Here is a 19217-nt window from a genome sequence, read left to right as displayed (position 1 = left end):
GGATTTAAGGTTAGCGACCCGTTTTGAAACGTGGTGAATGAGTGGTAAGTGCGCGCATCACGCCGGTCACGGGCGGGAGCGAAAAAGGGTGGTTGCGGTATGAACGAGGCGGGACTTGAAACGGGCGCGGATGGCCGCGTGCGGTGTTTCTGGCAGCAGGGACTTGAGGATTACAGCCGCTACCATGACAGAGAATGGGGTTATCCCGTCACCGACGATCGCCGCCTGTTCGAGAAGATATGTCTCGAGGGCTTCCAGTCCGGCCTCTCTTGGCTGACGGTGTTGCGCAAGCGCGAGGCTTTCCGTCTTGCCTTTGCCAATTTCGAATTCGAAAAAGTGGCGCAGTTCGGTGAAGCCGACATTGAGCGCTGTGTTGCGGACAAGGGCATCATCCGCCATCGAGGCAAGATCGTGTCGACCATCAACAATGCCCGTCGCGCCCTAGCGCTCCGGGACGAATTCGGTTCGCTTGCCCATTATTTCTGGGGGTTCGAGCCTTCCGCCGCAGAAAGGCCGCAAAGGCTGGACTATGCGACGTTAAGGGCCAACCCCACCAGCGACGCGTCCATTCGTCTTTCCAGGGATTTGAAAAAGCGCGGCTGGACCTTCGTCGGCCCGACGACCGTCTATGCATTCATGCAGGCCATGGGTATGGTCAACGATCATATCGAAGGCTGTCATTGCCGTGAGCCGATCGAGGCCATGCGGCGGGAGTTTGTACGTCCATGAAAGCAAAGTCCCTTCTTCTGGCTTTTGCCATGGCCGTGGCGGCCGTGCCGCATCCATCCCTTGCGGAAAGCCGCAACGTCGACGGCATCTGGCTGGACGACGGCGAAAGGCTCAAGGAAGTTGCCCTGCCGCCCACCGGGCCGTTGAAACTAGATGGCTGGACACGGCGCGGCCGTGGCGATGTCTACCGCCTGAAGGTCAAGGCCGGGCAGACGATGAAGGTCGAGCTTACCTCTTCCAGCGAATTCGTCCTGATGGCGATCTTTGATTTTTCGACGCCGGATCAGGACGCGATCTTTTTCAACGACTCCGAAGGTAAAATCGCCACGTTGACGCCGAAGGCGGATACCGAATGGCTGATCCGCCCGACGCTTATCCTGGGATCACCGCGTCGCGGGCTCGGCGCGCATTATATCCTGACGGTCAGCACTCAGAAATAACGGCCCGCCGCACCTTCAGGCCGTTTGCGTCAGCGCGATCAGGCCGAAGCTCAAGATTCCAAGCAGCACGAGCGAGAGGCTGGCGGCGACGATGACCTTGCCCCCGGCATGGCGAAGGCTGCGAATGTCGACCGACAGACCAAGTGCCGCCATCGACATGATGGTGAGGATGTTGGAGAGCGAGGCGAGGGAGCCTAGCAGAACCTCGGGAATAAGGCCGAAGGAACGGGCCATTATCATCAGCACGAAGCAGATGATGAACCACGGAACCATCTGCTGCAACTTCAGCCGGCCCTTGCCGGACTGGCCGTGGATGACGGAGAGGGCAGCAATGACCGGCCCCAGCATCAGGACGCGTATGAGCTTGACGATTGTCCCGGTCTGCACCGCAACGGCGCCGAGCGGGGCGGTGGCGGCTAGCACCTGCGGTACGGCATAGACCGTCAGGCCCGCGAAGATGCCATACTGGGTGGCATCAAGACCGAGAAGCTGCGGCAGAAACGGCATTAGCAGAACGGCGGCGACACCGAGAACGGCTGTAAAAGCAATCGATGCGGCGACATCTTCTGGCTTGGCGCCAATGGCGGGCGCTGCCGCCGCGATCGCCGAATTGCCGCAGATGGAATTGCCGCAGGCGATAAGGGTTGCGAGTTTGGGTGGCAGCCCCAGCATCCGCCCGGCGGCATAGCTGAAGATCAGCGACAGGGCGACGATGACAGCGATGCCGCCGATCAGCAAACCGCCGGCGCCTTTGAGAATGGCAAGGCTCAAGGATGCGCCAAGAAGCGCCACCGCTATCTCGAGCAGGGTCTTGGCACTGAACTTGATGCCGGCCGAAGCAACCGCTGGCAGCGACACGAGCGAACGCAAAAGTGTACCGATCAGAATAGCCAGCACCAGATCGCCGAGCCATGCATGTCCGGCAAGCCGCACCTGAAAGCGTTCCGCCAGAATGGCAGCGCAACTGACCGCCGCGCAAAGCAGAATGCCCGGCAGAAGCGGGGTCAGCGAACGAAAAGAAGACTGGAAGGGATGAGTGAGGGTGCGATGCTGTGCCATGGCCAGACAATGCCGGAATGGCCTGTTTTATTCTATCAAATAATATGGCATATATTATTCGATAAAATCGAATGAAAAAGCCATGACCTTCGAACAACTCCGCATTTTCATCGCCGTCGCCGAACGCGAGCACCTGACAAGGGCCGCGCAGGCGATCGGTCTGACCGCCTCGGCCGTCAGTTCCGCTATCAAGAACCTCGAGGCATTTTACAATGTCGAGCTGTTCCATCGCGTCGGCCGCAATATCGAATTGACCGAAAGCGGCCGGGTGTTTCTGGGTGAGGCCAGGGCGACGCTGGCGCGTGTGCGCAGCGCCGAACTGATTCTTTCCGAAATGGGCGGTCTGACGCGCGGCGAAATCACCGTCTGCGCCAGCCAGACCATTGCCAGCTACTGGCTGCCGCCGATCCTCATGCAATTCAAGAAGCTTTATCCGGGTGTGACGCTGAAACTCGATATCGGCAATACGAAAACGGTAACGCAGGCCGTGCTCGATGGGCTGGCTGAGGTCGGCTTCATCGAGGGCAAGATCGACGAGCCGGCGCTGATGGTGCAGCCCGTGGTATCCGACAAGCTTCTGGTCGTCACCGGCTCCGCCCACCCCTTCGCCGACGGCCGTTATCTCACCGCCCTCGATATTCTATACGGAACGTCCTGGGTGTTGCGCGAACAGGGTTCCGGCACCCGCTCCGCCTTCGAGGCGGCGGTGCGGCAGATGGGTGTCGACCCGGCAGATCTTTCCGTGATGCTGGAACTGCCATCCAACGAGGCCGTGGTGATGGCGGCACGCTCCGGCGGCGCGGCGACAGCGGTTTCCGCTTCCGTCGCCTCCCTCTTCTTACGCCAGGGATTGTTGGTACGTGCCGGCATCGATCTGCCCGCCCGCAATTTTGCTCTGTTGCGCCACAAGGAACGTCACACCAGCCGTGCCGCCATGGAACTGGAACGCCTCAGCCGTGCCGCCTCGGAGGACTACAAGGCCGGTCTTGCCGGTTTGTAGGTCGAAAGGCCGCGCGGCATTATCGGGATCGCGGTGCGCGGGCAGAGCCTATCACGTCAGCTCATGCGCAACGACGTGATGAACGATTCGATAGTCCCTGCTTTCCTCTCCCAACGGAGCGAGTGGCCATTCCCATGCGGCGGCCGGCGCGGACAGATCAACGCCATGCAGCAAGTCCTCATGCTGGTGCAGGCTGCCGTCTTTGCCGATAACGTCAAAGGATGTGTCCGTTACCAGGCACGCCTTGCAGGGAAGGGCGGCCAGCGCATCCAGATGCGTCTGAATGAGCCTCGGCAAAAGGTCATCAGGCGCGCCGGCAATCTTCTCCCGCTCCAGCCGATGCCGCGCGCCGGTGCCGATCTGTGACAGGAGGTTGGCCGAGACGACGAAATCCAGATAGGGCACCCGCCGCAGGAACTCGAGCGGTTCCGGTTCTTTACCGGCAGCGATATCGTCAAAACCGGAAAGATCGCGGTTGACGATGCGCACATTCTTTTTGGAATTGAAGCGCAGTTTCGCCTGCACGCTGGCAAGATGCACCAGATCGACCAGAACCACGGTATCGAACATCGCCACCAGCGCATCGTATGGCACGTCGCGCAGCAGACCCGACCCGAGCACCACCGCCGTCCGTCTCTGTTTGAGTTTTCTCACCGATTGCAGCACAAATTGCTGGCTGTTGTTTTCATGCTCCGCCCATGCTGTTGCGCAGCGATTGGCGCGCGCCCATAGATTGACGGAATAGCGGATATGCGGCCGGAATGGGTTCGGCGTGGCCGCACGCGTGGCGGCATATTGCAGGGCTTCGAGGATCATTGATGCCTAACGGTAAATTTCGCGGCGATGGCCAATTTCCACCACCAGCACGACAAGCTTGTTGTCCTGTATATCGCAGATGATACGGTAATCGCCTACCCGGTAACGCCAGAAGCTGCCGAGTTCTGAGCCTTGCAGGGCGGCACCTGTCTGGCGGGGATTGTCGTCCTGGACGACCCGGTCCGCCAGAAAAGAAACGATGCGGTTCGCGTCCTGCTTTGCCAACTTTCCAAGCTGTTTGACGGCTCGGTGCTGAAATTCAATTTTCCAGGTCAAGATCGCGCATCACTTCTTCCAGATTATAGGTGCGCTCTTTATTGGCAATGCGCTGTCGCGTTGCCTCTTCGGCTAGATAGAGATCTTCCATATCCTCAATATGTTTCTCAATCGCTTCGCGGATATAGTAAGCGGACGTACGGCCCGTGCGCTCGGAAAGCGCTTTCAGCCGTTCATAGGTCTCGTCCGGCAGGCGGATGGCAGTCTGTTTGCTCATTGCTAGCGCCCTTTTCGACTAAAATGGGATACATGCATCCCATATAGCATTGTTTGCCCCGTGCGGCCAATAGAACCAGAGGCTTTGCGGCTTGCCGCACCGGGCTTCATCATCTAATACACCGGCATAATTTCAGGAAAATATCGGATTGGCATCATGAGCGAAAAAGCAAAAAAGCCTCAGAAACTGAAAGCCCGCCTGCCGCGCGGCTTCGTGGACCGTTCTGCTGCCGATATCCATGCCACCAATGAAATGATCGACAAGATCCGCAAGGTCTACGAGCTTTACGGCTTCGATCCGGTGGAAACACCGCTGTTTGAATATACCGATGCGCTCGGCAAATTCCTGCCTGATAGCGACCGTCCGAACGAGGGCGTATTTTCGCTGCAGGATGACGACGACCAGTGGATGAGCCTGCGTTACGATCTCACTGCACCGCTTGCCCGCCATGTCGCGGAAAATTTCAACGAAATCCAGCTGCCCTACCGTACCTATCGCGCCGGTTATGTGTTTCGCAATGAAAAGCCCGGCCCCGGCCGCTTCCGCCAGTTCATGCAGTTCGATGCCGATACGGTCGGTGCTGCCGGTGTGCAGGCCGATGCCGAAATGTGCATGATGATGGCCGATACGCTGGAAGCGCTTGGCATTGCGCGCGGTGATTATGTCATCCGCGTCAACAACCGCAAGGTGCTGGACGGCGTCATGGAGGCCATCGGCCTTGGTGGCGAGGAAAATGCCGGTCGTCGCCTGAACGTGCTGCGCGCCATCGACAAGCTCGACAAGTTCGGCCCTGATGGCGTGAAGCTGCTGCTCGGTCCTGGCCGTAAGGATGAGTCCGGCGATTTCACCAAGGGTGCGGGTCTCGGTGAAGAGCAGATCGAAAAGGTTCTGTTTTTCGTCGGCATCAAGGATTATGCGGAAAGCGCCGATGATCTCGCACAACTGGTTGCGGGCACATCCAAAGGCGCGGAAGGCGTCGATGAACTGAACATCATCGGCTCTCTGGTTTCCGGTGCCGGTTACGATGCGACGCGTATCAAGATCGATCCCTCCGTCGTGCGCGGTCTCGAATATTACACCGGCCCTGTCTATGAGGCCGAACTGACCTTCGACGTCACCAACGAAAAGGGCGAAAAGGTCGTATTCGGCTCGGTCGGCGGTGGCGGCCGTTATGATGGTCTCGTCTCTCGCTTCATGGGTCAGCCAGTTCCGGCAACAGGCTTCTCCATCGGCGTTTCCCGTCTGATGACGGCCTTGAAGAACCTCGGCAAACTCGGTCAGGTCAAGCCGCTCGCCCCGGTTCTCATCACCGTCATGGATGGCGATGTGGACAGCATGGGCCGTTACCAGCGCTTCACGCAGGCGCTGCGTGCCGAGGGCATCCGCGCCGAAATGTACCAGGGCAACTGGAAGAAATTCGGCAATCAGCTGAAATATGCCGACCGTCTCGGCTCCCCCATCGCCATCATCCAGGGTGGTGACGAGCGCGCCGAAGGCGTGGTGCAGATCAAGGACCTGATCGAAGGCAAGCGCCTGTCGGGTGAAATCGAGGACAATGCCAGCTGGCGCGAAGCGCGGGTGGCACAGATCACCGCGCCAGAAGCCGAACTGGTGGCGAAGGTTCGCGAGATTCTGGAGCATCATGCAGAGGACGTTCGCCGCGCCGTTGAAGGGCGCTGAGGCGATGGCGATCCTCGCGCTCGATCACCTTCAACTGGCGATGCCCGTCGGCCGGGAAGACGAGGCGCGCGCCTTTTATGGCGACCTGCTCGGCTTTGCGGAGCAGGCAAAACCCGCCAATCTGGCGGCGCGCGGCGGATGTTGGTTCTCATCTGGACCGATAAAACTCCACCTCGGCATCGATCAGGATTTCAGACCTGCCAGGAAAGCCCATCCTGCCTTTCTGGTAGACGATCTCAGTATCTTGCGAAAAACACTTGAAACTGCAGGCTACCATGTGGTTGAGGATGAGCCGCTCGAAGGATATCACCGGTTTTATGTCCTCGATCCCTTCGGAAACCGCATCGAAATGATGCAGCCGCTCGAACCGTGACGAAAAGTACCGTTCCATGCCCCTGATCGACATGCCGGAATTTTCCGGAGAGCTACTGGAAGAATTCGCCGCGCGCCGCACAAGTCGTGTGAACACGCCTGTCATCCAGCCTGCCGAACCGTTTCTGGATATGGCGGGCGAGGATTTGCGCCGGCGTATTTTCATGACGGAGAGCGAGACAGGTGAAAGCCTTTGTCTGCGCCCGGAATTCACTATTCCCGTTTGCCTGCGCCATATCGAGACGGCGACGGGTACGCCGAAGCGTTACTCCTATCTGGGCGAGGTCTTCCGCCAGCGCCGGGAGGGTGCGAACGAGTTTTATCAGGCCGGCATCGAGGATCTTGGCGATACCGATATCGCCGCCGCCGATGCCCGCGCCGTGAGTGATGCAACCGCCATCCTGAAACGCCTTCTGCCTGGCCGTTCGCTCGCCGTCACGCTGGGCGACCAGCAGGTGTTCGAGGCGGTCGTGGCAGCGCTCGGCCTGCCGCTCGGTTGGCAGAAACGGCTGGTGCAGGCTTTCGGCGATATGGCGCAGCTCGACGCGCTGCTGGAAAGCCTCGTGCACCCCAAGCCCATGACCGGCCTTGACGCGCGGGTCGCTGGACTTCTGGCAACGGGCGAAGAGGCGGTGCTGGTCGATTATCTCGACACGGTAATGCAGGAAACCGGCTATTCCACCAATGCCAGCCGCTCGCCGCAGGAAATCGCCCGCCGTCTGCGGGAAAAGCTGGCGCTTGCCGCCACGCGTCTGCCGGATGAGAGTTTCGAACTGCTCAAGCAGTTCCTGGCCCTGCAGGCGCCCTTGCCGCAGGCCTCGCAAGTTCTGGCCGATTTTGCCGCAAAGGCTAAGCTGAAACTGGACGGTGCGCTTTCCGCTTTCGATAAGCGTGTCGCGGCCCTTGCGAATGCCGGGGTCGATCTCGAAACAGTCAGCTACGGCGCGGCCTTCGGCCGTCCGCTCGATTATTATACTGGCCTCGTTTTCGAGGTGATGGAAGAAGGTAGCGATAGCGTTTTGGCCGGTGGTGGCCGTTTTGACCGGCTGCTGACGCTGCTTGGCGCGCAGGAAAAAATACCGGCCGTGGGCTTTTCCCTCTGGCTGGATCGCATCGAAACGGTGCGCGGGAGCGATAAGCCATGATCACCATTGCCTTGCCCTCCAAGGGCCGGATGAAGGAAGACGCCTCCGCCGTTCTGGAACGCGCCGGGCTGAAGGTCGCAGCTGTCGGTAACGACCGGTCCTATCGCGGCCGCATCGAAGGGCGCGACGATATCGAGATTGCCTATCTCTCAGCCTCCGAGATCGCCCGCGAAATTGGTGCTGGCAGCGTGGATTTCGGCGTGACGGGTGAAGACCTGGTGCGAGAGGGGCTGACCAACGCCGATGCGCAGGTGGAATTCTGCGCCCGCCTCGGTTTCGGCCATGCCGATGTCGTTGTCGCCGTGCCGGAAATCTGGCTGGATGTGGACAGCATGGCCGATCTCGGCGATGTGGCCTCGGAATTCCGTGCCCGTCATGGTCGCCGTTTGGCAATCGCAACCAAATACTGGCGGCTGACGCAGCAGTTCTTTTCGCGCCAGCATGGCATTCAGCTTTACCGTATTGTCGAAAGCCTTGGCGCCACCGAAGGTGCGCCGGCGGCAGGGCAGGCGGATATCATCGTCGATATCACCTCCACCGGCTCGACGCTGAAAGCTAACCACCTGAAAATCCTCTCCGACGGCATCGTCGTCCGCTCGGAAGCCTGTTTCGTGCGCGCCCGCAAGCCGGAGCACAAAGGTGATCCGGCGGTTCAGGAGATCGCGGCGCGAATAAAAGCGGCTGTCTGAAAGCATAAAAGAAAAAGCCGCCGGATCGCTCCGGCGGCTTTTTTCTTGGTCAGCCTATGGGCTCAGGCGCGGGCGGTAACGAAGCCGCGCTTTGCGTCGACGGAATAGGCGCCTGCACCGAAGGTTGCGAGCAGGATATAGGCGCCGGCAAGGGTGATGTTCTTCATCAGCATGATGCCGTTCAGCGTGTTGATCCAGCCGAGAGCAGGCTCAGGCCAGCCGGGAACGGCAACGGTGCCGCTGTGGAATACGAGGCCGGTGAACACGCAGAATGCTGCAAGCGCCCATGCGGCGATCTTCGTCTGGAAACCGGCGAGAATGGCAAGACCGGCAACGAGTTCGAACAGGCCGGCAAGATAGGCAAGCGCGGTTGCGGCAGGCATGCCGGCGCCCGAGATCATGCCGGCAGTGCCAGCCGGATCGGTGAGTTTGCCGAAGCCGGAATAGATGAAGATGAAGGAAAGCAGAATGCGGGCGATGAGAACGAGAGCGTTCTGGCTGCTGGACATGGAGTATCTCCGGTAAGTGATCGGCGTGTCGCCGGTTAAACTGCAAGGTGATGTCTGGAGATATCAATGACCGAAAATCATGCATCTATAAAGATGAACAATAGAAGACAAATTGTCTTCATTTTGTGAACGACCAACAATCTCGTCTAATAACATTGAGCGCGCATCCCCGTTTGAACGGGACCATTCGACTCGATCTATCTAATTGTTTTAGCAAATTTCCTGACATAAAGCCGCTGCGCAGTTTTACTGGAAACGCGCTAGGCGGCGAAGCGCATATCCTCGAAACGCGGAAACAGGAAGAGCCCCGAAATGCGCCCTTGCTGGCCGATCTCGAAACCCGAGGATTCGCCCATGCAAATAAGCGGCTGCCGCATTGCCGGCAGGGTGAACAGGCCGGTGGAAAAGCAGAAGCGTGAGGGTGCGGCAGAAGCCTGTTCGAAAATTTCGAGCACGCGGTCGTGGTGACCCCGATCGTAACAGCGAATCAGGCTGAGCAGGCCGCACTCACCCTGCGGCAGCCCATGCATGAAAGATGCATGTTCGCCAAGCTTGATGACGCCGCTCGAAAGATCGCCGCTCCATTCCTCCGAAATAAAGAAATGCGAGAGGGTCTGAGTATCCGGCATGGTTGTCGCGGCCGCAGGCAGAGCATCGTTGCGTCTTGATATTTCGAACAAATCGCGCCCCCGCATGAACATCGTACCAGCGCTGCAATCTCAAGCGTCGCTGCCAAGTTGATTTTTCATCGCCATCCGCATTCGAGCGTGCTTGCCAAGCATCGAACCCCTTCAATGCTTGCATCCCGCCGCGGCACCCTCACGGGCGCTGACTTATAGTTTATTTTCTTCTACCCACAACAACCTGTCAGAGAGAAAATCAAAAATAATATGTATTCCTTCATCGTAATCGCGAAATATATGAAAAAAAGACAACTAAATGTCGTGCTTATAAACTGGAGAGGGCGAAAATCCGCCCCATCGGCAATTGTGATTCGCCTCTATCGGCACCCGATTATTGCACACGCTGCCAAAAACAAGCCGACTAAAGTTATCGCTGTTTCAAAAAGAGACAATATTTTTTAAGCCCGATCCCGGCAAGTGAAGATATCGCGCCAGCTCTCACAAGGGGCATGGGCGGCAACGAAAAAAGGGTGATCCGAAGACCGCCCTTTCGTATTCAAATGGCAGGACTGATTGGAAGTCCATGCCGCCCGTCTGGCGCGCTTGCGACGCCAGATCACCAAAAGGCATGAGCGGCAACGAAAAAAGGGCGATCCGAAGACCGCCCTTTCGTATTCCAGTGACAGGACTGATTGGAAGTTCAATGCCGCCCGTCTGTCGCGCTTGCGACGCCAGATCACCAAAAGGCATGGGCGGCAACGAAAAAAGGGCGATCCGAAGACCGCCCTTTCGTATTCCAGTGACAGGACTGATTAGAAGTCCATGCCGCCCATGCCGCCGCCAGGCATCTGGGGCATTGCCGATTCCTTCTTAGGAAGTTCGGCGATCATGGCTTCGGTGGTGATCAGCAGCGAAGCAACCGAAGCTGCGTTCTGCAGAGCCGTGCGAACAACCTTGACCGGGTCGACGATGCCGAGCTGGATCAGGTCGCCATATTCGCCGGTCTGGGCGTTGTAGCCGTAGTTGTCTTCGTTCCGGTCGAGGATCTTGCCAACAACGATGGAAGCTTCGTCACCTGCGTTTTCTGCAATCTGGCGAACCAGAGACTGCAGAGCCTTGCGGACGATGTTGATGCCGGCTTCCTGGTCGTCGTTCTCACCCTTGACGGTGATCTTCGTGGAAGAACGCAGCAGGGCAACGCCGCCGCCCGGTACGATGCCTTCCTGAACAGCAGCGCGCGTCGCGTTGAGAGCGTCGTCGATGCGGTCCTTCTTTTCCTTCACTTCAACTTCCGTCGAACCGCCAACGCGGATCACGGCAACGCCGCCAGCGAGCTTGGCAAGACGTTCCTGCAGCTTTTCGCGGTCGTAGTCGGAAGTGGTTTCTTCGATCTGCGCCTTGATCTGGGCAACACGGCCTTCGATGTCGGACTTCTGGCCAGCACCGTCAACGATCGTGGTGTTTTCCTTGGAGATCGAAACCTTCTTCGACTTGCCGAGCATGTCGAGGGTAACGCTTTCGAGCTTGATGCCCAGATCTTCGGAAATGACGGTACCACCGGTCAGGATGGCGATGTCTTCCAGCATGGCCTTGCGGCGATCGCCGAAGCCAGGAGCCTTGACGGCAGCGATCTTGAGGCCGCCACGCAGCTTGTTGACGACGAGCGTTGCAAGGGCTTCGCCTTCTACGTCTTCAGCGATGATGACGAGCGGCTTGCCGGTCTGAACGACAGCTTCGAGAACAGGCAGCATGGCCTGGAGGTTCGAAAGCTTCTTTTCGTGCAGAAGGATGTATGCGTCTTCGAGGTCCGCAACCATCTTTTCCGGGTTGGTCACGAAGTAAGGCGACAGGTAGCCGCGGTCGAACTGCATGCCTTCGACGACTTCGAGTTCGGTTTCAGCGGTCTTGGCTTCTTCAACGGTGATGACGCCTTCGTTGCCGACGCGCTGCATTGCTTCAGCAATGTCGAGACCGATCTGACGCTCGCCGTTTGCAGAGATCGTGCCGACCTGTGCAACTTCTTCCGAAGTGTTGATCTTCTTGGCCTTGGCCTGAAGGTCCTTGACGACTTCAGCAACGGCCAGATCGATACCGCGCTTGAGGTCCATCGGGTTCATGCCGGCAGCAACTGCCTTTGCACCTTCGCGAACGATGGCCTGGGCCAGAACCGTTGCGGTGGTGGTGCCGTCACCGGCGATGTCGTTGGTCTTGGAGGCAACTTCGCGAACGAGCTGTGCGCCCATGTTCTCGAACTTGTCTTCGAGTTCGATTTCCTTGGCGACCGAAACGCCGTCCTTGGTGATGCGCGGTGCGCCGAAGGACTTGTCGATAACGACGTTACGACCCTTCGGGCCGAGGGTAACCTTCACTGCATCAGCGAGAATGTCGACGCCCTTGAGCATCTTTTCGCGCGCTGTGCGGCCGAATTTGACTTCTTTGGCTGCCATTTTCAAAACTCCTGGTTTCGAATGGCCGGACGGGGTCCGGCTTGAAATTTAAGGAAACGATGGGTGCGGCGAAATCAGCCGATGATACCCATGATGTCGGCTTCCTTCATGATCAGAAGGTCTTCGCCGTCGAGCTTGACTTCGGTGCCCGACCACTTGCCGAACAGGACGCGATCGCCAACCTTGACGTCGAGAGCGACGACCTTGCCGGCCTCATCGCGAGCGCCGGAACCGACGGCGACGATTTCGCCTTCCTGCGGCTTTTCCTTGGCGGTATCGGGAATGATGATGCCGCCCTTGGTCTTTGCTTCGGACTCAACGCGACGAACGACGACGCGATCATGAAGCGGGCGGAAATTGGTGCTTGTCATTGCCTAATCCCTCGATCAAATGACTTCAGGAACCTTTTGCAGGTTCACGTGATGGGTGTTAGCACTCCTCTTGTTGGAGTGCCAGCAAAGCCGAGATAAGGAGGCGTCCCCCCGGAGTCAAGAACGCACTGCCGGAAAAATTTCACGGCCTATGGTTACCAGCGTTCCATGACAGAAAATTTCCACGCTCTGACGGGCGCGGACAAATCGCTCTTTTTCAGGCAACCTTCGTTTTCGGCGTAGAGGGGTTTTATGTTCGGATGGTGGCCGGTGGTCTGGAGGCGGGCCTGGCACCGCTTTTTTCCTTGCCATCGGCGTCGTGCTTTGCCATGTGACGCACACCCTTTTTTCGCACCCGGAAAGCATATCATGGCCCATCGCATTCTCACCCTCGGCGAAATCACTGATGGGTTCGACGTTGTTCTTTCGGATGTCTGGGGCGTGCTGCATAATGGTGTCAGCGCTTTCCCGGATGCGGCGGTTGCGCTGCACGACGCGCGCAAGGCCGGCAAGACCGTGGTGCTCATCACCAATTCGCCGCGTCCGGCCCCCGGTGTCATCGCCCAGCTTCGCGTTCTCGGCGTGCCGGATGAGGCCTATGACCGCATCATCACATCGGGCGACGTCACCCGCGGCCTGTTCGCGGAAGGCCCGAGAAAAGTCTTTCTGCTCGGCCCCGAGCGGGACATGCCGCTGCTGGAAGGTCTCGATGTCGAACGGGTCGGCGAGGTGGAAGCGGAATCCGTCGTCTGCACCGGTTTCTTCGATGACGAGACGGAAACGCCGGAAGATTATACGGAAATGCTGAAAGGCTTCATCGCCCGCAAGGCGCCGATGATCTGCGCCAACCCCGATCTGGTGGTAGAGCGCGGCGAGCGCATCATTCCCTGCGCCGGCGCCATGGCCGCATATTACGAACAGCTTGGCGGCGAAGTCCGTATTGCCGGCAAACCGCACGCGCCGATCTATGAAGCCTGCCTTGCGGCGGCGAAAGAAGTGCGCGGCGATTTCCCGAAGGATCGCGTGCTCGCCATCGGCGATGGCATGCCGACGGATGTGAAGGGCGCAATTGCGAGCGGCCTCAACCTTCTTTATATCAGCGGCGGCATTCACGCTGCCGAATATACGTTGAATGGCCAGACGGACGAGGCGCTTCTGAACGCCTACCTGAAGGGGCAGGGCGCGGCTCCCGGCTGGTGGATGCCCCGCCTTGCCTAGGAAACGTCTGGCGTAAGCCGGCGTAAACAATGGATCGACTGCAATGACCGTCTTTCATCGCAATGAAAAAAAGGAGCCGCTGCCTGAAGGCTTGCGCGGCGGCGTCATCGCGATCGGCAATTTCGACGGTGTGCATCGCGGCCACCGCGCCGTTCTGGACCGGGCGCTGGAACTGGCCGAGGCGCGTGGCGTTCCGGCACTGGTGCTGACCTTCGAACCGCATCCCCGTTCCGTCTTCCGCCCTGAAACGCCGGTCTTCCGCCTGACGCCTGCGCCGTTGAAGGCACGTATTCTCGAGGCCATCGGTTTCCGCTCGGTCATCGAATACCCCTTCGACCGCGAGTTTTCGCAGCGCTCGGCGGAAGAGTTCGTCAATTCCATTCTGGTCGACTGGCTGGGCGCCAGCGCCGTCGTCACCGGCTTTGATTTCCATTTCGGCAAGGGCCGCGAAGGTGGCCCGGCATTTCTGATGGCGGCCGGCAAGCGCAACGGCTTCGACGTGACGCTCGTGGATGCCTTTCGCGACGAGGGTGCGGATGTCGTCTCCTCTAGCCGTATCCGCTCGCTTCTGTGCGAAGGAGATGTGGCAGGTGCCGCCGGACAACTCGGGTATCGTTTCACGGTGGAAAGTGAAGTCATCGGCGGCCAGAAGCTGGGGCGAACTCTGGGTTACCCAACGGCCAACATGGCGCTTTCACCCGAAACGGAGCTGAAAGCCGGCATCTATGCTGTGCGGTTCCGCCGCCCCGACGGGGCGATTTACGATGGCGTTGCAAGCTTCGGTTACCGCCCGACGGTCACCGATAACGGTGCGGCCCTTCTGGAAACCTACGTCTTCGATTTTTCCGGTGATCTCTATGGTGAGGTCTGTTCGGTATCCTTCTTCGGGCACCTGCGTGACGAGCTGAAATTTGACGGCTTGGACCCGCTGGTCGCGCAGATCAGGCGGGATGAGGAAGAGGCGCGGGCGATGCTGTCAGGCGTGCGGCCGCTCAGTGAATTGGATGCGAAGATAGCATTTTGAGCGGGCAGATAATCCTGTCCCGGATTGTCGTCGCTTTTCACTTCCTTTTTGCCGGAAAACCGCATAAACAACCGGCCATGTCCCAATACCGGTTGCTGTTTAAAGTTCAGATAGGCCGAATTATTGGCCCGGCCTTCCGCCCGCTCTGAAGAGCCGGAAGGTCCGGGATTTTGGCGCTCGTCATGGCATTTGACATGGCGCTTTCCGTATTTGCCCTCTTTGAAATTGAGACGGCGCGACCGACACGGCGCGCAACAACGGTACAATTATGAGCGACACCGCAGAAAAATTCGACTATTCCTCGACCCTCTATTTGCCGCAGACGGATTTCCCGATGCGTGCCGGCCTGCCGCAGAAAGAACCGGAAACGGTGAAGCGCTGGCAGGAAATGGGCCTGTATAAAAAGCTCCGCGCCTCCGCCGCCGGTCGCGAGAAATTCGTGCTGCATGATGGCCCGCCCTATGCCAACGGCAACATCCACATCGGCCATGCGCTGAACAAGATCCTGAAAGACGTCATCACCCGCTCGTTCCAGATGCGCGGTTTCGACGCCAATTACGTGCCCGGCTGGGATTGCCACGGCCTGCCGATCGAATGGAAGATCGAGGAAGCCTACCGCGCCAAGGGCAAGAACAAGGACGAGGTTCCGGTCAACGAGTTCCGCAGGGAATGCCGTGACTTCGCGGCTGGCTGGATCAAGGTTCAGTCGGAAGAGTTCAAGCGCCTCGGCATCGAGGGTGACTTCGAAAACCCCTACACAACCATGAACTTCCACGCGGAAGCCCGCATCGCCGGCGAACTGCTGAAGATCGCCAAGAGCGGCCAGCTCTATCGCGGTTCCAAGCCGATCATGTGGTCGGTTGTCGAGCGCACGGCGCTGGCGGAAGCCGAGGTCGAGTATCACGACGTTGAAAGCGACATGATCTGGGTGAAGTTCCCGGTGAAGGACGCTGCGCCAGCTCTTTCCGGCGTCTCTGTCGTCATCTGGACAACCACGCCGTGGACCATCCCCGGCAACCGCGCCATCGCCTTCTCCTCGCGGGTCGAATATGGCCTGTTCGAAGTCGAAAGCGCGCAGAACGATTTCGGGCCGCAGCCGGGTGAAAAGCTGATCTTCGCCAGAAAGCTTGCCGATGAAGCTGCTGCCAAGGCGAAGGTGACCTTCAAGTTCGTGCGCGATGTGAAAGCTGAAGAACTGGCCGCCATCACCTGCGCCCATCCTTTGGCGTCGCTTGGCTACGATTTCCCGGTTCCGCTTCTCGATGGCGACCACGTCACCGACGATGCAGGCACGGGCTTCGTGCACACCGCGCCGAGCCATGGCCGCGAGGACTTTGACGTCTGGACCGCGCATCAGCGTGAGCTGGAAGCGCGCGGCGTTTCGCCGGCCATCCCGTTCCCCGTTGGCGATGACGGTTTCTACACCGAGGACGCACCCGGTTTCGGCCCGTCTGCCGAAGGCGGTGCGGCCCGCGTCATGGATGATAACGGCAAGAAGGGCGATGCCAACGAGCGCGTCATCAAGGCGCTGATCGCGGCCAACAACCTGTTCGCGCGCGGCCGTCTGAAGCACAGCTATCCGCATAGCTGGCGCTCCAAGAAGCCGGTGATCTTCCGCAACACGCCGCAGTGGTTTGTCTATATGGACAAGGAACTGGGCGACGGCACGACGCTGCGCTCGCGTTCGCTTGATGCCATCGACCAGACCCGTTTCGTTCCGGCATCCGGCCAGAACCGCCTGCGCGCCATGATCGAAGGTCGGCCCGACTGGGTTCTGTCACGCCAGCGCAGCTGGGGCGTGCCGATCGCGGTCTTCGCCGACGAGCAGGGTGAGGTTCTGGTCGACGAGGCTGTCAACGCCCGCATCCTCGAGGCCTTCGAGGCTGAAGGTGCGGATGCCTGGTTCGCCGAAGGCGCCAAAGAACGTTTCCTCGGCAATGACCATGACCACGCCAAATGGCAGCAGGTCATGGACATCCTCGATGTGTGGTTCGATAGCGGCTGCACCCATACCTTCACGCTGGAAGACCGCCCGGACATGAAGTGGCCGGCGGATGTCTATCTCGAAGGCTCGGACCAGCATCGCGGCTGGTTCCATTCGTCGCTGCTGGAAAGCTGCGCGACGCGTGGCCGCGCGCCCTATAACGCCGTCGTCACCCATGGCTTCACCATGGACGAGCAGGGCCGCAAGCAGTCCAAGTCTCTCGGCAACGTTGTTGCACCACAGGACGTGATGAAAGAGTCCGGCGCGGATATCCTGCGCCTGTGGGTCATGACGACCGATTACTGGGAAGACCAGCGTCTGGGCAAGGCCATCATCCAGACCAATATCGACGCGTATCGCAAGCTGCGCAACACCGTGCGCTGGATGCTCGGCACGCTTGCCCACGACAAGGGCGAGGAGATCGCCTATGCCGATCTTCCGGAACTGGAAAAGCTGGTGCTGCACCGCCTGTCCGAGCTGGATAAGGTCGTGCGCGACGGGTACGACGCCTTCGACTTCAAGAAGATCGCCCGCGCCCTGATCGATTTCGCAAATGTGGAGCTGTCGGCTTTCTACTTCGACATCCGCAAGGACACGCTTTATTGTGACGCGCCGTCGTCGCTGAAGCGCCGTGCATCGCTGTCGGTCATCGCCAAGCTGTTCGATTGCCTCGTCACATGGCTTGCGCCCATGCTGCCCTTCACCACTGAAGAAGCATGGCTTTCGCGCTATCCGGATGCGGAATCTGTGCATCTCGCCCAGTTCCCGGAAATTCCGGCGGAGTGGAACAACGACGCGCTGGAAGCGAAGTGGGAGAAAATCCGCAAGGTCCGCACGGTCGTCACCGGTGCGCTCGAAGTGGAACGCCGTGAAAAGCGTATCGGCTCCTCGCTTGAGGCAGCGCCCGTCGTGCACATTGCCGACGCCGATCTTCTGGCGGCTCTCTCCGGGCAGGATTTTGCCGAAATCTGCATCACCTCGGCCATTTCGGTGGTCGGCGATGAAGGCCCTGCCGATGGCTTCCGCTTGCCGGAGGTCGCAAAGGTCGTGGTCGAGCAGAAGCTGGCGGAAGGCGCAAAATGCGCACGCTCCTGGCGTATCACCACCGATGTCGGTTCCGATCCGGACTATCCGGAGGTTTCGGCCCGTGATGCGGCGGCACTGCGCGAGCTTGCCGCGCTGGGATGATTTAAAGCTGCTGCGCATCGTTCCTGTCGAAAAATCGATTTCGAGTTTCGGGCCGATGCGCGAGGAAAATGGCCGGATGAATTGCGCTTTAGCTCTTCATCCGGTACACCTGCCTGAAAATGGCCGGATTTGCACGGCAATGCGGGCTACCGCCTGCCGAAAGACGATGTCTGGCGCAATGGGACGGACGGCTGGAAGGGTTTTTATGAAGACGATGAAGGCTTTTGGGCAGGATAACGCGCAGGGTTTGAGCATGTTCCGCACGGTTGCAGGTATCACGGCGATAGGCGTGCTGCTCAGCGCCTGCACGAGCCCGACCTATGGTACGGGCAAGACTGCGGCAGAACAGCTTGTAGACGACCTCGGCAACGCGACTTCGATCACCGGCAACGATCAGGAAAAACGTAACCTGAAGTACAGCCCGCGTCCCGGTCTCGTTGTCCCCGCCCAGTCCCGCGCCGAGCAATTGACGACGCCGCAGCAGAACATGGCGAGCCGCGAAAACAACCCGCAATGGGTCGAATCGCCGGAAGAGACCCGTGAACGCCTGCGCGACGAGGCGGATGCCAATAAGAACAATCCGCATTACCGCTCACCGCTGCTTGCCGGCAATGGCACGGCCGGCCAGATGACCGAAAGCCAGAAATGGGAAGCCTTCCGCAAGGCCAAGGCAGATGCCCAGGGTGGCTCTGTCGTCAACGCCCAGCGCAAGTTCCTGACCGATCCGCCGCAGGAATATCGTAGCGTTCCGCAGGATCAGCTGACTGACCTCGGTGAGCCGGAGCAGAAGAAGGAAAAGCGCCGTAAGAAAGAAGCGGCGATGGCAAACACCGGCAAACCCTGGTGGAACCCCTTCTGATAAAATGAAGGGCTTATGGCCTGCGGGAAAGATTGCATCTCCCGCCGGCTGCTTATTCGTAGAGACGTTTCTCGCGAAAGAATTTCCGCAGAATTTCAGCACTTTCGCTTTCCGCCAGCCCCGAATACACATCAGGCGCGTGGTGGCATGTCGGCTGGCTGAAGAAGCGCACGCCACTATGCACCGCGCCGCCCTTCGGGTCTTCCGCACCGTAATAGAGACGACGGATGCGGGCAAACGAGATCGCCGCCGCGCACATGGTGCAGGGTTCCAGCGTTACATAGAGATCGGCACCGGGCAGGCGTTCCTGTTCCAGCGCCTCGCAGGCCATGCGGATCACGGCGATTTCGGCATGCGCCGTCACATCGTTCAATTCACGGGTGCGATTGCCGGAACGGGCGATGACGCGACCGTCCATAACCAGGACTGCGCCGATCGGAACCTCCTGCCGCTCACCGGCGGCACGGGCTTCCGCCAGCGCCAGTTCCATGAAATGCGTCCTTTCGGCCATTGCGTTTCAATTTCCTCTTAACCCTTGTGCTTGGACCTGATAGGACAGCCCAAACAACAG

20 protein-coding genes are annotated in these 19217 nt (G+C 59.3%); 11 read left to right on the top strand and 9 right to left on the bottom strand.

Features of this window, described 5'->3' with window-relative positions:
- Positions 1-99: 99 nt before the first annotated feature.
- Both ASD46_RS04010 and ASD46_RS04005 read left to right on the top strand, forming a co-directional pair.
- Positions 100-729 (top strand): DNA-3-methyladenine glycosylase I, encoded by a 630-nt coding sequence (locus tag ASD46_RS04010; RefSeq protein WP_025592575.1) that lies wholly within the window; start codon positions 100-102, stop codon positions 727-729.
- A complete protein-coding gene (locus ASD46_RS04005) occupies positions 726-1169 on the top strand; it encodes a hypothetical protein (RefSeq protein WP_025592576.1) in 444 nt (147 codons plus the stop codon). Before ASD46_RS04010 ends, ASD46_RS04005 begins: the two co-directional genes overlap by 4 nt.
- Before the next feature lie 15 nt (positions 1170-1184).
- On the opposite strand, the gene ASD46_RS04000 is transcribed toward ASD46_RS04005, so the two are convergent.
- Positions 1185-2228 carry a YeiH family protein gene (locus ASD46_RS04000; protein ID WP_060641853.1) on the bottom strand — a complete coding sequence of 348 codons (1044 nt, stop codon included), beginning with the start codon at positions 2226-2228 and terminating at the stop codon, positions 1185-1187.
- Positions 2229-2310: 82 nt separating this feature from the next.
- On the opposite strand from ASD46_RS04000, the gene ASD46_RS03995 reads away from it, so the two are divergent.
- Entirely contained in the window at positions 2311-3228 is a 918-nt protein-coding gene (locus ASD46_RS03995) for a LysR substrate-binding domain-containing protein (RefSeq protein WP_004432220.1), read from the top strand.
- 51 nt (positions 3229-3279) lie between these two features.
- On the opposite strand, the gene ASD46_RS03990 is transcribed toward ASD46_RS03995, so the two are convergent.
- The 3 genes from ASD46_RS03990 to ASD46_RS03980 are packed head-to-tail and all read right to left on the bottom strand — an operon-like array spanning position 3280 to position 4537.
- Entirely contained in the window at positions 3280-4044 is a 765-nt protein-coding gene (locus tag ASD46_RS03990) for a hypothetical protein (protein WP_060641852.1), read from the bottom strand.
- A 6-nt stretch (positions 4045-4050) separates the two neighbouring features.
- Positions 4051-4320, bottom strand: coding sequence for a type II toxin-antitoxin system RelE family toxin (locus ASD46_RS03985; RefSeq protein WP_019564243.1), 270 nt, complete (start codon positions 4318-4320; stop codon positions 4051-4053).
- Complete coding sequence (locus ASD46_RS03980) at positions 4304-4537, bottom strand: DUF6290 family protein (RefSeq protein WP_004432214.1); 234 nt, start codon at positions 4535-4537, stop codon at positions 4304-4306. Before ASD46_RS03980 ends, ASD46_RS03985 begins: the two co-directional genes overlap by 17 nt.
- 156 nt (positions 4538-4693) lie before the next feature.
- On the opposite strand from ASD46_RS03980, the gene hisS reads away from it, so the two are divergent.
- Genes hisS through hisG form a run of 4 tightly spaced genes read left to right on the top strand, consistent with a single transcriptional unit; the run spans position 4694 to position 8423 of the window.
- Positions 4694-6217: a histidine--tRNA ligase gene (gene hisS, locus ASD46_RS03975; RefSeq protein ID WP_025592581.1), complete on the top strand. Its 1524-nt coding sequence runs from the start codon at positions 4694-4696 to the stop codon at positions 6215-6217.
- Positions 6218-6221: 4 nt separating this feature from the next.
- A complete protein-coding gene (locus tag ASD46_RS03970; protein WP_026330619.1) occupies positions 6222-6590 on the top strand; it encodes a VOC family protein in 369 nt (122 codons plus the stop codon).
- A 16-nt stretch (positions 6591-6606) separates the two neighbouring features.
- On the top strand, positions 6607-7734 hold the full coding sequence (locus ASD46_RS03965; protein ID WP_060641851.1) for an ATP phosphoribosyltransferase regulatory subunit: 1128 nt from the start codon (positions 6607-6609) through the stop codon (positions 7732-7734).
- The gene (hisG, locus tag ASD46_RS03960; RefSeq protein WP_025592586.1) at positions 7731-8423 is read left to right on the top strand and encodes an ATP phosphoribosyltransferase; all 693 of its coding nucleotides are present in this window, start codon (positions 7731-7733) and stop codon (positions 8421-8423) included. The genes ASD46_RS03965 and hisG overlap by 4 nt, the downstream gene beginning before the upstream one ends.
- Before the next feature lie 62 nt (positions 8424-8485).
- Here the strand turns inward: hisG and ASD46_RS03955 are convergent, their stop codons facing one another.
- The 4 genes from ASD46_RS03955 to groES form a co-directional block, all read right to left on the bottom strand.
- Positions 8486-8932 (bottom strand): DoxX family protein, encoded by a 447-nt coding sequence (locus ASD46_RS03955; protein WP_013635551.1) that lies wholly within the window; start codon positions 8930-8932, stop codon positions 8486-8488.
- Between the two features lie 260 nt (positions 8933-9192).
- The gene (locus tag ASD46_RS03950) at positions 9193-9627 is read right to left on the bottom strand and encodes a hypothetical protein (protein ID WP_025592588.1); all 435 of its coding nucleotides are present in this window, start codon (positions 9625-9627) and stop codon (positions 9193-9195) included.
- Positions 9628-10367: 740 nt separating this feature from the next.
- Positions 10368-12002 (bottom strand): chaperonin GroEL, encoded by a 1635-nt coding sequence (groL, locus tag ASD46_RS03945; protein ID WP_004432205.1) that lies wholly within the window; start codon positions 12000-12002, stop codon positions 10368-10370.
- Positions 12003-12076: 74 nt separating this feature from the next.
- Positions 12077-12373: a co-chaperone GroES gene (gene groES / locus ASD46_RS03940; RefSeq protein ID WP_003494080.1), complete on the bottom strand. Its 297-nt coding sequence runs from the start codon at positions 12371-12373 to the stop codon at positions 12077-12079.
- Between the two features lie 369 nt (positions 12374-12742).
- Here groES and ASD46_RS03935 point away from each other — a divergent pair, with 369 nt between their 5' ends.
- The 4 genes from ASD46_RS03935 (at position 12743) to ASD46_RS03920 (ending at position 18646) form a co-directional block, all read left to right on the top strand.
- Positions 12743-13591 (top strand): TIGR01459 family HAD-type hydrolase, encoded by an 849-nt coding sequence (locus ASD46_RS03935; protein ID WP_060641850.1) that lies wholly within the window; start codon positions 12743-12745, stop codon positions 13589-13591.
- 43 nt (positions 13592-13634) lie between these two features.
- The gene (locus ASD46_RS03930) at positions 13635-14615 is read left to right on the top strand and encodes a bifunctional riboflavin kinase/FAD synthetase (RefSeq protein WP_004432194.1); all 981 of its coding nucleotides are present in this window, start codon (positions 13635-13637) and stop codon (positions 14613-14615) included.
- 268 nt (positions 14616-14883) lie between these two features.
- Positions 14884-17787, top strand: a complete 2904-nt coding sequence (ileS, locus tag ASD46_RS03925; protein ID WP_025592596.1) for an isoleucine--tRNA ligase — start codon at positions 14884-14886, stop codon at positions 17785-17787.
- Positions 17788-17992: 205 nt separating this feature from the next.
- The gene (locus tag ASD46_RS03920; RefSeq protein WP_019564237.1) at positions 17993-18646 is read left to right on the top strand and encodes a hypothetical protein; all 654 of its coding nucleotides are present in this window, start codon (positions 17993-17995) and stop codon (positions 18644-18646) included.
- Between the two features lie 52 nt (positions 18647-18698).
- Here the strand turns inward: ASD46_RS03920 and ASD46_RS03915 are convergent, their stop codons facing one another.
- On the bottom strand, positions 18699-19157 hold the full coding sequence (locus ASD46_RS03915; protein ID WP_025592598.1) for a nucleoside deaminase: 459 nt from the start codon (positions 19155-19157) through the stop codon (positions 18699-18701).
- Positions 19158-19217 lie beyond the last annotated feature (60 nt).

Source organism: Rhizobium sp. Root491 (assembly GCF_001427205.1).
Lineage (GTDB): Bacteria > Pseudomonadota > Alphaproteobacteria > Rhizobiales > Rhizobiaceae > Agrobacterium > Agrobacterium tumefaciens.
The sequence above is the reverse complement of the archived record's forward strand: the minus strand, read 5'-3'. Positions and strand labels throughout refer to the sequence as shown.